The sequence below is a fragment of the uncultured Chloroflexus sp. genome (assembly GCF_937951745.1).
In the GTDB taxonomy this organism is placed as follows: Bacteria; Chloroflexota; Chloroflexia; order Chloroflexales; family Chloroflexaceae; genus Chloroflexus.
In genome coordinates, this window is record NZ_CALFBQ010000048.1 from 53,569 (window position 1) to 67,578 (window position 14,010).

The following is a 14,010-nucleotide window of genomic DNA, read 5'->3' on the forward strand; positions in this document are numbered from 1 at the left end:
ATGACTCCTCGGATAACTCAACCCGGTTGCGGCAATGACATCGTCACTTGCACTTCGGTGCCGGCGCCACGCCGGGTCGTGACGGTTAGTTGCGCGCCGATCAGCTCGGCCCGTTCGCGCATGCTTGTCAACCCCCAGCTCTCGCGTCCGGCGCGCCGAACGACTTCACGCAGATCAAAGCCGGGTCCTTCATCACGGATCGACAGATGCAAGCGTCCGCCGCGAGCTAACAAGGTGACCCGAACTGGCGCGCCGCGGGCATGTTTGCGCGCATTCTGCAAGGCCTCTTGCACGATGCGGTAGAGCACGATCTCGGTTTCAGCCGGCAAGCGCGGCAACGGATCGGCTTCAAACACGACCGGATTGCTTACCGTGTCGCGGTAGCGACGGATGTATTCGTGCAGCGCCGGCACCAGACCTTGTTCTTCCAACTTACCCGGACGGAGATCGGCGATAAAGCTGCGCACTTCACGCAAGCCCTCGCGCACGTTATCACCGAGCTGGCTAAGGATCGAGCCGAGCTGTTCCAGCTTCTGCTCTTGGAGCAGATTTTGGCAGACTTCGACCCCCATCAGTGCATTAGCCAGCACTTGCGCCGGCCCGTCATGCACTTCGCGCGCCAGTCGGATGCGCTCTTCCTCGCGACCCTTAATGACTTGCGCCCGCAACGCCTGCACCCACGGATCGGCAGCCACGCCTTCCACATTGCGGGTAAGGGTGGTGCTACTCATCTCGATTTGGCGGATAAGTTGGTCGAGTTGGCGGAGCGACCGGCGCAATTCGGCTTCAGCTTCAGCCGCGGTGGCGTGTTCGGCTCGCAATTGCTTGACCCGCGCCGCGATAGCAACGGTGGATAAGCCGTGTTCACGAGCAAACTGCTCTTGTACCACTGCTTCATCGAGTTGGCGCGAAAGTTGGCGCGCACGCTGAACCACGCCTTCTTGCTGTTGCAAGGCGGCGTGGTAGAGTTCGCGCAATCCGGCAAGTTGGGCGGCAACAATGGCTGTAGCGCGCTCGAGAAGGGCGGCTGGCTCCGTACTCAAAGGCATACTCCCACAACCAATCGTTTTGATGGTGTAAGTATAGCACGCAACTGGCCGGCAATGAAGCAGGCAAGATGATCAAACATTCATCTTACACCGCTTGTCCTTGCGCGCCGAGCGGTGCATGGCTGCCTTTCGTTCCTCGATGTTATTGCGAGCCGCCGCAGACGGCGAAGCGATCTCCCGCGCGGATGGGACGCCTGAGCGGGTTAGTTTCGCTGAAACGGGAGACTGCTTTGGTTGGGCGGCGCCAGCTCCGCTGGATGCCGTTGCTCCCTCGCAGACAAAGTAGCATGCGGTGACTTCTGCACGGCCTGTTGAGCCGTCGTCACACTACCGGCGTAAAGCCAAGCACCTCACCATAAAACGCCAGTTCGCGTTCGATGGCGGTGATAATATTTTCGGCCTTGCGGAAGCCGTGCTGTTCGCCGGGGAAGGGCACGTACTCGGTGCGGATGCCGCGCGCACGGAGCGCCTCGTACATCGCTTCTGATTGGGCCGGCGGCACTACTTTGTCTTCTAGCCCTTGAAAGAAGATGACCGGTGACCTGATCTGATGGGCATGGTAAAGTGGTGAACGAGCATGATAGAGGTCGGCTCGCTCTGGGTAGGGGCCGATCAGACGGTCAAGGTAGCGCGACTCGAACTTGTGCGTGTCGCGAGCTAGTGCCGCTAGGTCGGCGACACCGAAGTGGCTCGCCCCGGCCCGGAAGGTGTGGTGGAAGGCAAGCGCCGCCAAGACGGTGAACCCGCCAGCGCTACCGCCGGTGATCAGTAATCGTTCGGGATCAGCTTTGCCGCTGGCCGCGAGAAACTGTGCGCCGGCGACGCAGTCTTCGACATCGACAATTCCCCATCGACCGTCGAGCAGTTCACGGTAGGCGCGGCCAAAACCGGTGCTGCCGCCATAATTCACATCGAGCACCCCAATCCCTCGGCTCGTCCAGTATTGAATCGAGAGACGCAAGGTGGGGTAGGCGGCGGCAGTCGGCCCGCCGTGGATCATTACCAGTAGTGGTGGCCGTTCCCCTTCTGGGGCGATGAAGTCAGGGTTGTGTGGCGGGTAAAAGATGCCGTAGGCGGTGCGGCCGTTGGCGCTTGGAAAGCTGATCACTTCGGGCAGTGAGAGGTACGCCGGATCAACCGGCAGCTCGCCGCTGCTCCGGATTGGTGTGAGCGCGCGGTTATTTACATCGAGCAGGAAGAGCGTTGCCGGTAGTGTTGGTGAACTGCCAATGAAGACTACACGATCACCAGCGCCATTGACAATATTGATCACCGAGACCGGCACTTCGATTGGCTCGGCACTGCCGTCTCGCCCTATCACCACCATTTGCCAACGGCTCTGCTGGCAGAACGATGCTAGGATACGTCCGTCAGGCAACGGTAGATAGGTACGCATGCCCAACTGCCAAAGCGGCTGGCCGAACTCGGCTTCTCGCGGGTAAAGCGGGATGGCGTTGCCGTCGAGATCGAGCCGGTACAGGTTCCACCAGCCGCTGCGTTCAGCCACCACCAACAAGCTGCCATCAGCAGCCCATTCCGGCTGAAAGCACGTATCGCCGGCGCCGCCGGCTAATCGGCGCGCCGTTCCCAGACTGCCATCGGCCAAGATCGGCGCCACCCACAACTCAGCGGCGTCCCACGGCATATTGGGATGATCCCACGCCAGCCATGCCAGCCATGCCCCATCGGGACTCAGGCGCGGCGCGGCCACGAAGTCGCGTCCGGTGAGTAATGGTGTCGTCGCGCCGTTGGCTAGATCCACCGCCACCAGATAGTTCTGGGCTTCACCATCACCGCGGTGATCTTCCCCAATTGCAATCAACCGGTTATGCGCCCGATCCACAACCATTTCGGCGAAGCGTAAGCCTGCCGGTGTGCCGAGCGGTACCGGCGCCGCGCCGGGAAGCTGGCGGTAGAGGGTCTGATCACTAAACTCAACAAAGAAAACTTCACCCTGATCGACCACATAGCTGAGACCGCCGTACTCATGAACAAGAGTACGCACGTTCATACCGGTTGGGGTCACATCGCTGATCGTGCCGTCAGCGGCACGGCGCACGAGCACATTCCGCCCACCCTCTTGCGGACGTCCTTCGATCCAGTAGATATCAGTGCCATCAATCTGCGGCCAACTGAGGCTTACCTGCTTGGCGACGAGCAGAGCGGCGGTAATCGGCGAACGCCAACTGCCGTAGGGTGCGATCTGGGCCATACGTATTCCTTGCCAATATCAGAATGTTTCTCCTTGCATCATAACACAAAGCGCTAGATTTGGTGAATTGCATTAACTTGCTCGTATGTCTGCCCGATCTGGCCGCCGCCATAGCCAATAGCCGCCAATCAGGGCATAACCTGCCAGCAACAGCCAGAGTGGGAAGGACGGCACAGCAAGCGCCGCCCATGCCGGTTGGGCCAGCACCAGCGCCGTATTGCTGATCCAGCTCAGCGGCAGCCATGCGATGATCGCTAGCCACTTGCCAAGCGGCAACCAGATCAACCCGCCGATCAATGCCGCCATTCCCAACAGCATCGCCACCGGCACTACCGGCACAATCAGGATATTGGCCAACGGTGCAACCAGCGAGAGATTACCGAAGTGGTAGAGCATCAGCGGCATTGTCAGCACTTGCGCCGCCAAGGTTGCGGTGAGCGCCTCGCGTACTGCTGCCAACGCGGGGTGTGCCAGCCAGCGCACCCCATCAAGCCAGTGTTCCACCGGTTTACCAAATGCAAACAGGCTCGCCGTAGCCAACACCGAGAGTTGAAAGCCGAGATCCCAGAGGGTATGCGGGTTGATCAACGTCAACAGCCAGCAAGTGGTCAACAACAACCGCCACGGCTCGCTCTGCCGCTCGGCGGTGCGGGCCAAGAGAGCGAGACTAGCCATCATCGCTGCCCGCACGACTGCCGCCGAAGCGCCGGTGAAACCGGCATAGATCCACATCACGGCTAGACTAAGCCAAAAGGCTGACCATGGTCGCAGGCGAGTGAGTTTGGCCAGTGCTGCCAGTGCCGCCGCGACGATGGTAAAGTTCCAGCCCGACACAACTAAGATGTGCGAGGTGCCGGTAGTAGCGAAAGCTGTGCGGGCCGCTTCCGGCAGACCGGCCTGAATACCGAGCAGAATCCCGATTGCCAGCGCCGCTTGTGGTTCGGGCAAGAGGCGCAGCACGGTACGCCGGCACTGCTCGCGAAACTGGCTGATCTGGGCCAACCCCCACGCCGGTTCACGCGCAGCCAATGTCTTGATAGTGGTAGGCTGGTTAAGGAGCACAAAGATGTTCCGGCGCGCAAGGTAGGCGCGGTAATCAAACTCTCCCGGACGTTGGGCAGGGCGGGGCAAGGTCAGCCTACCGCTGATCTGCAAGCGATCCCCCGGATAGTACGGGGGGTAGGGTGGGGCGCGCACCAGCACACGGCCCTCTGCCGGGGCCAACTGTCCGTCAGGGCCGGCGTGAGAAACGCTGATGACCACTTGCTGGCCGGTATCATCGCGGCGTGGCTCTTCCGCAACGCCGCCGACCAGCATCACCTCATCAGCGCTAGCCCAGCGCTCGATATGGTGCGGGCCGAGCAAGGGTTGGGCAACGTGGTAGCGCATGCCACCCAGCGCCAAACACATCGCCGCCAGCGCTACCCAGCGCCAGCGGCGATGAACAACAACGACACCTACCCCCGCCGCACCGGCTGCTAGTGCAAACCAGTGTAGCGGCAAGGCAACAACTCCAGCTAACGTGATCCCGATCAACCAACCCAGCGCCAGTCGAATCAGATTCATGCCATCTTGCCTGTTGTCAAAGCAGCGGTATCATGAAGAATACTGTTTGAAAACAGGCAAAGGATTCGCAGACTAGGAGGAAACAGCTATGTTTCGGCTTCGACGGCTTGCTGGGCCGCTAAATCGGCGGCCAACCCATCCCGTAGTTTTAACAGCAGGCGGGTGAGCTGCTCTTGCTCTTCCGGGTCAAGCAGATTCATTCGGCGCTCGACCGCTGCGTTGTGCATTGCCAGCGCCTCGGCGCGCACCGCCGCGCCGCGCGGCGTGAGGATCAGTCGCTGCGCCCGCCGATCATCAGGATCGGGATTGCGCCGCACTAATCCGTCGCGCTCGAGCCGATCGACGAGCCGGGTGATCGTGCTTTTGACACAGAGCAGTTTCGCACCCACATCGGTCAGTCGCTGACCCTGCTCGAGATCAAGCTGCAACAGCAAATTGAACTCGAGCGGCGTCAGGTTGGTATGCGCTAACGCGCGTCGGTCGCCGTCATCCAGCAGGACGTAGACATCATGGATAAGCTGGTGCGGCAAATGGGAGCGAACGTCGTGTTGTTTCATAATAGTAAACCTGCACATGTGCAATCATTTTCTTTGCAAGCAGTATACCGCTCTTGTAAGGGGGTGACAAGTAGTGAACTGATACCATAGGTGAATATGCGGCAAGCGACAGTTGCGAAGCACGTTCAATCGTTTGGCCTGCATCTAGAAGGAGGGTGCTATGACTGAACGCGAACTGGCTTCTCTGCCAACGACAACGAATGTCGCTCGATCTAAACGGCATCGTCTTCACCGGTGGGCACGCAATTATGCAGGAAAACTGCTCGATGCCGCCGGCATTACGGTCAATGGCTCACAACCATGGGACATTCAGGTATACGATGAGCGTCTCTACCTTCGCTGCTTGCTTAACGGCTCGCTTGGTCTTGGCGAAGCCTACATGGATGGTTGGTGGGACTGTGCGGCAATTGATGAGTTCATTTGCCGGCTCCTGCAAGTACAGGCACCGGTACAGGTAGGTTGGCTGGTGAATCTCCCACTATGGTTTGATAGCCGGTTTATCAATCGCCAGCGCGGCAAGGGTGCGTTCGTGATCGGTCAGCGCCACTACGATATCGGGAATGATCTCTATGCCGCGATGCTCGACCGTCGCATGATCTACAGTTGTGCTTACTGGGATAGCGGTGCCCGCACGCTGGATGAAGCGCAAGAGGCGAAGCTCGATCTGATTGCGCGCAAGCTCGATCTGCAACCGGGCATGCGTGTGCTTGATATTGGGTGTGGATGGGGCGGCACGGCCCAATATCTGGCTGAACGCTACGGCGCGCATGTAGTCGGGATTACCGTCTCGCGGGAACAAGCCGCGCTGGCTCAAGAGCGTTGTCGTGGCTTGCCGGTGGAGATCCGGCTGGAAGATTACCGGCAAACACAGGGCACGTTTGACCGGATCATCTCGGTAGGGATGTTCGAGCACGTTGGTTATCGCAATTATCGTACCTTTATGCAAACGGCGCGCCGCTTGTTGGCCGATGATGGTCTCTTGCTGTTGCACACGATCGGCACGAATGTCGCCTATCAAGGGCGCGATGCGTGGATCGAACGCTACATCTTCCCCAACTCGATGTTGCCTTCGCCGCGCTTGTTGACGGCGGCGTTCGAGGGGTTGTTTGTGCTTGAAGACTGGCACAATTTCGGTGTCAATTACGTGGCGACGCTCAAGGCATGGCATGCCAATTTCGAGCAAGCATGGCCGCAGTTGGCACACCGGTACGATGAACGTTTCTACCGCATGTGGCGCTTCTACCTGCTCACGAGCGCCGGCAGCTTTATGGCGCGGGCCAGCCAGCTTTGGCAGTTGGTGTTGTCGCCGCGTGGGGTGAAAGGTGGCTACCGGTCGATACGGTAAGGGTGTCGTAGAGACGTTAGATTGCAACGTCTCTACAACAGCCGCCGTTCCATGAACACCGTCTCGGTGATCGGGGTGGGGTAGTACGGCGCGCAGCGGGTAAAGCCGAGCGATTCGTACAGCCGGATCGCGCTGCGCATCGTGGGCAGGGTATCGAGCCGCATTAGCTCATAGCCGATTGCAGTCGCTTCTGCCACGATCTGGCTGGCGAGCCGCTGCCCTAACCCCTCGCGGCGAAACGATGGCCGCACGTACAACCGCTTCATCTCGCAGATCGTCTCGCTTAGCGGGCGCAACGCCACGCAACCTGCCGCTTCACCGGCGACGAGCGCCAGCAACAACCTGCCCTGCGGTGGCGCGTATGCACCGGGAAGCGCAGCCAGTTCTGCTTCAAACCCTTGATAACCGAGATCAATGGGCAGGCTGGCGGCGTATTCGCGAAAGAGCGCGCGGATCGCGGCGAGTTGCTCTGGCTGTTCAGCCTGCATCACAACACCATGTAGTGAAAAACCTCTTGACATAGTGATTTTGATGTGCTATAGTAACAGATGGCGACGCGGCGTGGAGCAGTGGCAGCTCGTCGGGCTCATAACCCGAAGGTCGCAGGTTCGAATCCTGCCGCCGCTACCAGCTCGAAAGGGACACAGCAATGCTGTGTCCCTTTTATTTTACCCGAAATGTTCATGAGACACGGATTTCCACCGACGAGGACAAATGCGCACGGGTCGGGCCACCGTGCGCATCCGTAGCACCCATGCTCTCTTTCTTGACAAAACAGACTATCTTATTTAAGATTAACGCAAGAACTTGAAAACTTACGTAAGGTAGTTATCTATGGCTGCTCAATCAATTTCTTCCCCACCCGCGCTCGTTGATCGCACGGCGTTGCGCGTCAATCAGGCCACGATCATTCTGTTGCTCCTGCTCGCCTTTGCTGCCGACTATCTCTGGCTGCTCGCCTTTGTCGCTGCGGTGATGGCGCTTGGCACTATCTCGCCGGCGCTAGCGCTCTTTCAGCGCCTCTATCGCGATGTGTTGCGCCCGCTTGGTCTCCTGCGCCCCGATTTCCACCAAGAAGACCCGGCCCCTCACCGATTCGCCCAAGGGATGGGCGCAGCAGTGTTAATCGCGGCCACGCTTGCATTGTGGTTCGGCGCGCATCTGCTCGGTTGGGCGCTGGCATTGCTCGTCGTTGCGCTGGCGGCTGTGAACCTGCTCTTTGGTTTCTGCGCCGGGTGCTTTATCTTCTTTCAATTGCAACGTTTGGGGCGGTGGAAATGATCGAGCGTCTCTTCATTATCGGCGCGCTCGCAGCCGGGCTTGGCTTGTTGTGGGTAGGGGTACGGTCTTGGCAGGCGTACCGGTTACGCATACTCGGCCAAATCCCCATCTTCGCCGGCATTGTCCCACTTGGCCGGCCAGCCGTGATCGCGTTTTCAACTCCCGGTTGCCGTGAATGCTACGCTCGCCAAGCGCCAGCGTTAGCCCAGTTGGCAGCGATGACGGGTGAAGAGGTTGTAGTGACCACGGTATCAGCGCTTGAACATCCGCAGCTTGTCGGGCAATTGGGTATTCTCACTGCACCCGCAACCGTTGTGCTCGATGGCAATGGCGTGGTGCGGTACGTGAATCAAGGTTTTGCCGATACTGCAACCTTGGCGCGGCAGGTGCGAGTGTTGCTGCCTCAGGCTGCGGTGCTCTCATCTGATGCTACCTGCGCTACTTCACCAAACACCTGATAATAAAGATCGGCACCGTAGCTCGTCGCTTGCGGTTCGGCCACTCGCAATTTGAAGGTACGCGAGCCATCGGATTGCCGTTCGGCGCGTAAGAAGATCGTATCTGTTCGCTGCATGCGCCACCACCGACGGGCAAAATCGTAGAGGTGGGTCACGAACAGTAATTTCATCTGGCTGTCGAGCAGCGCACTGATGATTTGGTGCGCAATCTCGCTCCCTTCCTGTTCGTTAGTGGCGGCAAATGACTCGTTGAGTAAGATCAGAGCGTGCGGCCGGAGCTGATCGATAATCTCGCTCATCCGGGCAAGCTCTTCATCGAGTTTGCCGCTGTTCATCGTTGCATCCTCTTCACGTTTGGAGTGAGTGAAGATACCACTGCAGACGTTAGCCGAGAAGGATATAGCCGGTACAAACATGCCGCATTGCATCAGCAATTGCGCAATACCTACGCTGCGCAAAAAGGTTGATTTGCCGCCCTGATTGGCGCCGGTGATAACGAATAGCTTGGCATCAGTAGCTTCGATATCGTTGTCGATCACCGGTTGTTGGCTGACTAATGCCAGCGAGACATCGTATAACCCTTTGGCAGCGAAATAAGGCTGCGTAAGTGGTAACGGTTGGGGAAACGAGATAGGCATTTGCAGCGCATACAGCCGTTTCGCCAGATGAAGACAGCCGACGTAGAACGCTAATTCACGTTGCAATATCTTGAAAAAGCCTTCCACGTGGGTAGCGGCCTGCGCGACTGCATCCGCCACCACGTTGAGACTGCGATCGCGCAGATCACCTAGCATACGACTGCCGGCTTCGTCTTTGGGGGGCAGGGTGTAAGCGTAGCTCGGTGTCGGGTCGATGAGCCGCTGTAACCAATTTTTTTGTGGTTGGTTAGGTTTACACAGTACATAATCACCCGGTTCGTTGCCTCGCCCTAGGCCGGCACTGACTAGGATACCGTCACGAAAGCTGAGCTGGCGCAGATGCTGCTCTATCTCAACAAGGTAGTCATCGCTCAGTTCTTGCTGAATCATGGCAAAAAAGCGGCTGAAGGCCGGTGATTGAAATGCCGCTCGGTGCTGATCGGCAAGCTGGCGCAGCTCCTTGAGCAGATCAAGGTAGGCAATGAGCATCGCGCGTGCTTCACTGAGAATACTGCTCGGATAATGCATGCCAAACAGGCCAAGCCAACGTTTGCGTTTGAGTTCAAATGCTTTGATCGGAATTTGGTAGAGTGCATGAATGACGTTTGGGTGGTTCAGGCAATCTTGGAGTGCTGCTTGCCGATATGTGATCTGGGTTAGATCGGTGAGACTGTTCAGCAGTACCTGTTGGACAGTCGCTGCAATAAATTGATCGCCGTTGGCCATTGCGGCAATGATTGGGGCGAGGGCGAGATCGCGCAACAGATGATCGGCGTGTGCTGGGAGGGGTTTGTTCGGATCGTCGTTCCGATCAGGGTAAAGGAAATAGACCCGCATAGCTTTTTACCTATCCTATCTGGGATTATTCCGCACTGAAAAAGATACCTCAATTCTTTTCCATTCGTTCTCTAATCTGTTCATACGTCAGCCGATGTTTGCGAGCTATTGCTAGCGCATAGACGCGACCATCGGCCGGTTGGCGCACCACTTTAAACGGGCGTTGGCTTGGGTTGGCCGGATCGACGAGGCTGACCATACTGACCGTATGCTCATTCAGCCGTGAGAGTTCGTCGATGAACGTCACCCATACGCCAAACGCTTGTTGGCGCAATATGCGAGCCATAAGTTCTTTGCTCAAGAAGGTGGCGTCCTCAACGGTTGTGGAGTGAAAGATTTCGTTGAGGATTAGCAGCGTGTTGCTCGTCGTCTTGACCATCAGCTCGTGCATTCGCACCAACTCGTCTTGGAGTTTCCCGCGCAGGTTGGTGATGACTTCGCTCCGTTCAAAGTGAGTGAAGATGTGATCGGGAATGAAGAGGCGAGCTTGACGGGCTGGCACCGGCAGGCCTAACGCAGCTAGATAGTGCAACTGCCCAACCATCCGCGCAAATGTTGTTTTGCCACCCTGATTTGGGCCTGATACGACAAGTATCTGTTCTGGTTCGATGAGGTCGTAGTCATTGAGCACGATCGGCGCTTGTCGCGCATACATCGCGTGGGCGAGCGCCAGATCAAAGCCATCGCGCACGGTCTCGTTGCGGTCGCTGCGGCTTATCTCTGGGTAACAAAACGGCAAACTTTGCTGCCGGAAGCGCGCAATGAATTCAAGGTAGGCCAGATAAAACCGGATCTCGCGGTCGAAGCGGCGAATTGTCTCATCAATAAACCGTTCGTGCTGGGCGCAAAATTGGGCAAGGGCAGCAAACGGCTCAGGCGTGAGACGAGCGACAAATTCGACAATTTTAGCCTCGATATGGTTCATCCCCGCTGCTTCACGCAGATTGGTGAGATAGCTAGGACTATCTTCTTGACGGAATTTAGCGAATACGGCGCTGATCTCTGGACTGTACGGTTGCTCGTTTTCAAAACTTTTAACAATAAAAGAATCACTACGAATTATTAAACTAAACCTGATCTGCTGTAGTGCATGTTCTATGCTCTGTGCTGCGTTGTTTAGTTCGCTAAATGTGGGTGTGCTTAGATAGTTGTACAGATAATGCGTAAACGATTGCAAACCAACAGAACGTACTTCTGCTGTGCTCAGCGTATGGGCTAATTCACTTACGGCAGTGCAATAGGTCAACACCGCTTCAAGTAACCACCCTTGCCGGTGATGCTCGTAGATCAGGGTTTGTCGCAGAGCAAGGTAACGAGCGATGGTGTCCATCTGCTTATTAAAAGTGGTGATTGCTGTCGCAATGCGCGGGTGTTCGAGATCGCGCGCCACTGCTTGTCGATGGCGGATGAGTTCCTCGTCACGCAGCGGCGCATGAAAGAATGGTTGCAGCCGCGCATCTTTGTACGCAGTTGCAATCGCCTCCACCACCTGATCAAGGTTCAAATCGGGAAAACATTGCGGTACCGGTGTATCGTCGGGAATGTCGGTGAATAGAATGCTGTGAAACGTCATCGCGGCTCCCTCTCAACAACAGAAAAGCCTCTACAGAAGGTACCTTCTGTAGAGGCTATCAGCCCGCAGGCACTTGCAACGGTGAGCCTCATCACCTCTTTACTAATCGTAGTTTATCACACCCATAGTGAGAAGGCAAGGATGGTTGCCTTTCTCGCCTTCCAGCATTCAGTTCGATCAGTGTGACCATAGATGTCACAAGGTCGTGCTACGATGTGACCGAAGTACCGGTACTTGCATCAAATGAAACGCTGAATAACTACGGAGCAAGACAATGTCCATGCGACAGCTTTTCATCCTCTTGGTCTGGTTCGGTCTGGTTCTGTCGGTCTTGATGCTAACCGGTCGTGCCGTTATTGCCGCTCCCCTAACTCCACCTGCGGCTGCCGTCACTGCCAATGCGGCTTCATCGCTCCTGCCACAGCGAGTTGTTGCCGTTGATGTCTATGACAGGCATAGTTGTGCGTTAACGGCTGATGGCAAGGTGTGGTGTTGGGGTGATAATTTTTATGGTCAGCTCGGTGATGGCACGCACCAAAACACAAGTGTCCCGGTGCAAGCGACATTGTTGAATGCCAGTGCGGTTAAGATTGCCGTTGGTTATGGGTATACGTGTGCTGTTACTGTAGAGAACCGGATTGTTTGTTGGGGCGATTCGTATAATACCGTTCAGTCTCGGGAATTGACCGGCATAACCGGAACCGTGACCGCTCTGGTGGCGGGCAGCTATCCGTGCGTTCTCAACGATAGCGGCATGGTTATGTGCTTCCAAGGTTCAACGCCAACGATCCCGATTTCAAGCGGCGCTGTATCGATATCGATAAGCTCCTCGCATGCATGTGCTGTGATGACCGATGGCCGTGTATGGTGTTGGGGTGATAATTCCTTTGGTCAATTGGGTGAAGGCGTAGCAGAGTGGCAACCGACGCCGGTAGCCGTGGCGCATCTGCCGAATACGATGGTTGCCGTTTCCGCCGGTAGGATGTATACCTGTGCGTTGAGTCGAGATGGTCGAGTCTGGTGTTGGGGCTACAATGAACATGGTCAGCTCGGTGATGGCACAACTACGAGTCGGGCACGGCCAATGGTGGTGGCTGATCTGCCAACGGACATTACCAGCATCAGCACCGGTTCGTTTCATACGTGTGCCGTGACCGCGTCGGGCAGTGCATGGTGTTGGGGTAACAATTTCTACGGTTCATTGGGAAATAACGATGTTCACGGTATGTCTACCAAACCGGTTGCGGTAACCGGTATCACAGGCGGCATTACCGCTCTGTCTGCCGGGTATAGCCATACCTGTGCGTTGATGGCGAGTGGCGGCGTGTTATGTTGGGGGCGCAATTTGGAGGGCCAACTAGGTGATGGCAGAGTTCTGCAGAGCACCACTGCGCGGTACAGTGCATCAGTGCCGAGTGGGGTACAAGCAATCACCGCAGGGCATTCGCATACCTGTGCCCTCGCTGCCGATGGTCGAGTGCTATGCTGGGGGGCAAAGTACGATAAAAATCTCTGCGATACGATGTTTACCGCACGTGGGGTGCCGACGGAAGTCGAAACGCTGTCAGGGGTGACGGCAATCGATGCCGGCAATAGCCATACGTGCGCCCTGACGAGTGCCGGTGGTGTCGTCTGTTGGGGTGGCAATTATTATGGGCAGGCCGGCAATTCCTCTGGCCGGCGCAGTGATCCGCTACCGGTGACGAATCTGTCGTCAGGCGTGAGCGCAATCACTGCCGGTGAGCAGCACACCTGTGCGCTTAAGCAGAACGGCGACGTAGTCTGCTGGGGGCATCAGTGGGGTGCTACACCGACTGTGATTGCTGGTCTGCCACGTGATGTGCGCGCGATTACTGCCGGTGGGTTTCAGACCTGTGCCTTAGCCGCTGATGGTAGTGTGTATTGTTGGGCAAATGGCACGAGTGCTGAGTTCAGTAGTGACAAGATGCCGATGCGGGTCGCTAACCTCACCGATGTGCGCGCAATTGCGGCCGGTGGTGCGCACACCTGTGCTGTCACTGCAACAGGTGGGGTGGTGTGTTGGGGGGCGAATAGGAGCGGTCAGCTCGGTGACGGCACCACAACGGATCGCACAGCACCGGTTGCTGTAAATGGTTTAAGTACGGGTGTAGTCGCGCTAGCGGCGGGCAACGACCATACCTGTGCGCTCACGGTCGATCATCAGGTAAAGTGTTGGGGAAACAATGATGCCGGTCAGCTCGGTGTTGATGCACCAACAACCAGCAGCGAGCCGGTGACAGTAACGGGGATTACCGGTCAAGTAACCGCTCTGACTGCCGGCAATAGTCATTCATGCGCGCTGTTGGCAGACGGTCGTGCCGTATGCTGGGGTGACAATGAAACCGGCCAGTTGGGTCTTGGTGATTTCCCCTACCGTGGATTCCCGATGCTGGTGCAGCTTGGGCTGTCTCAGTTGTACGTACCGCTCGTCAACCGATAACGGAGACCCTGCGCGGCGGTTCTTCTGGCACCG

At 57.2% G+C, this 14,010-nt stretch carries 11 protein-coding genes, 1 tRNA gene and 1 riboswitch; of the genes, 5 read left to right on the top strand and 7 right to left on the bottom strand.

Annotation, left to right across the window (positions count from 1 at the left end; genetic code table 11):
• Positions 1–17: 17 nt before the first annotated feature.
• The 4 genes from Q1A59_RS12130 to Q1A59_RS12145 all read right to left on the bottom strand — a co-directional run bounded on the left by Q1A59_RS12130 (position 18) and on the right by Q1A59_RS12145 (position 5,384).
• Entirely contained in the window at positions 18–1,049 is a 1,032-nt protein-coding gene (locus tag Q1A59_RS12130; protein WP_299645052.1) for a sensor histidine kinase, read from the bottom strand.
• A gap of 322 nt (positions 1,050–1,371) precedes the next feature.
• Positions 1,372–3,261 (bottom strand): S9 family peptidase, encoded by a 1,890-nt coding sequence (locus Q1A59_RS12135; RefSeq protein WP_299645053.1) that lies wholly within the window; start codon positions 3,259–3,261, stop codon positions 1,372–1,374.
• 72 nt (positions 3,262–3,333) lie between these two features.
• A complete protein-coding gene (locus Q1A59_RS12140; RefSeq protein WP_299645054.1) occupies positions 3,334–4,827 on the bottom strand; it encodes a ComEC/Rec2 family competence protein in 1,494 nt (497 codons plus the stop codon).
• An 86-nt stretch (positions 4,828–4,913) separates the two neighbouring features.
• Complete coding sequence (locus tag Q1A59_RS12145) at positions 4,914–5,384, bottom strand: MarR family winged helix-turn-helix transcriptional regulator (RefSeq protein WP_299645055.1); 471 nt, start codon at positions 5,382–5,384, stop codon at positions 4,914–4,916.
• Between the two features lie 160 nt (positions 5,385–5,544).
• Here Q1A59_RS12145 and cfa point away from each other — a divergent pair, with 160 nt between their 5' ends.
• On the top strand, positions 5,545–6,729 hold the full coding sequence (gene cfa / locus Q1A59_RS12150; RefSeq protein WP_299645056.1) for a cyclopropane fatty acyl phospholipid synthase: 1,185 nt from the start codon (positions 5,545–5,547) through the stop codon (positions 6,727–6,729).
• A gap of 32 nt (positions 6,730–6,761) precedes the next feature.
• On the opposite strand, the gene Q1A59_RS12155 is transcribed toward cfa, so the two are convergent.
• The gene (locus Q1A59_RS12155) at positions 6,762–7,217 is read right to left on the bottom strand and encodes a GNAT family N-acetyltransferase (protein WP_299645057.1); all 456 of its coding nucleotides are present in this window, start codon (positions 7,215–7,217) and stop codon (positions 6,762–6,764) included.
• 67 nt (positions 7,218–7,284) lie between these two features.
• Here Q1A59_RS12155 and Q1A59_RS12160 point away from each other — a divergent pair.
• The 3 genes from Q1A59_RS12160 (at position 7,285) to Q1A59_RS12170 (ending at position 8,468) form a co-directional block, all read left to right on the top strand.
• Positions 7,285–7,359: transfer RNA gene (locus Q1A59_RS12160), tRNA-Met, on the top strand.
• A 204-nt stretch (positions 7,360–7,563) separates the two neighbouring features.
• On the top strand, positions 7,564–8,010 hold the full coding sequence (locus tag Q1A59_RS12165) for a DUF4395 domain-containing protein (protein ID WP_299645058.1): 447 nt from the start codon (positions 7,564–7,566) through the stop codon (positions 8,008–8,010).
• Positions 8,007–8,468, top strand: a complete 462-nt coding sequence (locus Q1A59_RS12170; RefSeq protein ID WP_299645059.1) for a thioredoxin — start codon at positions 8,007–8,009, stop codon at positions 8,466–8,468. The genes Q1A59_RS12165 and Q1A59_RS12170 overlap by 4 nt, the downstream gene beginning before the upstream one ends.
• Here the strand turns inward: Q1A59_RS12170 and Q1A59_RS12175 are convergent.
• Positions 8,414–9,943 carry a MutS-related protein gene (locus Q1A59_RS12175; protein ID WP_299645060.1) on the bottom strand — a complete coding sequence of 510 codons (1,530 nt, stop codon included), beginning with the start codon at positions 9,941–9,943 and terminating at the stop codon, positions 8,414–8,416. The genes Q1A59_RS12170 and Q1A59_RS12175 overlap by 55 nt on opposite strands.
• A gap of 49 nt (positions 9,944–9,992) precedes the next feature.
• On the bottom strand, positions 9,993–11,516 hold the full coding sequence (locus Q1A59_RS12180; RefSeq protein WP_299645061.1) for a MutS-related protein: 1,524 nt from the start codon (positions 11,514–11,516) through the stop codon (positions 9,993–9,995).
• A gap of 42 nt (positions 11,517–11,558) precedes the next feature.
• A riboswitch (Fluoride riboswitch) is annotated at positions 11,559–11,621 on the bottom strand.
• Positions 11,622–11,850: 229 nt separating this feature from the next.
• Between Q1A59_RS12180 and Q1A59_RS12185 the strand changes: the two genes are divergently transcribed.
• Positions 11,851–13,977 carry an RCC1 repeat-containing protein gene (locus tag Q1A59_RS12185; protein ID WP_367280900.1) on the top strand — a complete coding sequence of 709 codons (2,127 nt, stop codon included), beginning with the start codon at positions 11,851–11,853 and terminating at the stop codon, positions 13,975–13,977.
• Positions 13,978–14,010: the final 33 nt, after the last annotated feature.

What these genes read in the sequence shown, in the direction of transcription:
- Q1A59_RS12130 (WP_299645052.1), bottom strand. Translation starts at nt 1,049, where the DNA reads ATGCCTTTGAGTACGGAGCCAGCCGCCCTTCTCGAGCGCGCTACAGCC.
- Q1A59_RS12135 (WP_299645053.1), bottom strand. Translation starts at nt 3,261, where the DNA reads ATGGCCCAGATCGCACCCTACGGCAGTTGGCGTTCGCCGATTACCGCC.
- Q1A59_RS12140 (WP_299645054.1), bottom strand. Translation starts at nt 4,827, where the DNA reads ATGAATCTGATTCGACTGGCGCTGGGTTGGTTGATCGGGATCACGTTA.
- Q1A59_RS12145 (WP_299645055.1), bottom strand. Translation starts at nt 5,384, where the DNA reads ATGAAACAACACGACGTTCGCTCCCATTTGCCGCACCAGCTTATCCAT.
- cfa (WP_299645056.1), top strand. Translation starts at nt 5,545, where the DNA reads ATGACTGAACGCGAACTGGCTTCTCTGCCAACGACAACGAATGTCGCT.
- Q1A59_RS12155 (WP_299645057.1), bottom strand. Translation starts at nt 7,217, where the DNA reads ATGCAGGCTGAACAGCCAGAGCAACTCGCCGCGATCCGCGCGCTCTTT.
- Q1A59_RS12165 (WP_299645058.1), top strand. Translation starts at nt 7,564, where the DNA reads ATGGCTGCTCAATCAATTTCTTCCCCACCCGCGCTCGTTGATCGCACG.
- Q1A59_RS12170 (WP_299645059.1), top strand. Translation starts at nt 8,007, where the DNA reads ATGATCGAGCGTCTCTTCATTATCGGCGCGCTCGCAGCCGGGCTTGGC.
- Q1A59_RS12175 (WP_299645060.1), bottom strand. Translation starts at nt 9,943, where the DNA reads ATGCGGGTCTATTTCCTTTACCCTGATCGGAACGACGATCCGAACAAA.
- Q1A59_RS12180 (WP_299645061.1), bottom strand. Translation starts at nt 11,516, where the DNA reads ATGACGTTTCACAGCATTCTATTCACCGACATTCCCGACGATACACCG.
- Q1A59_RS12185 (WP_367280900.1), top strand. Translation starts at nt 11,851, where the DNA reads ATGCTAACCGGTCGTGCCGTTATTGCCGCTCCCCTAACTCCACCTGCG.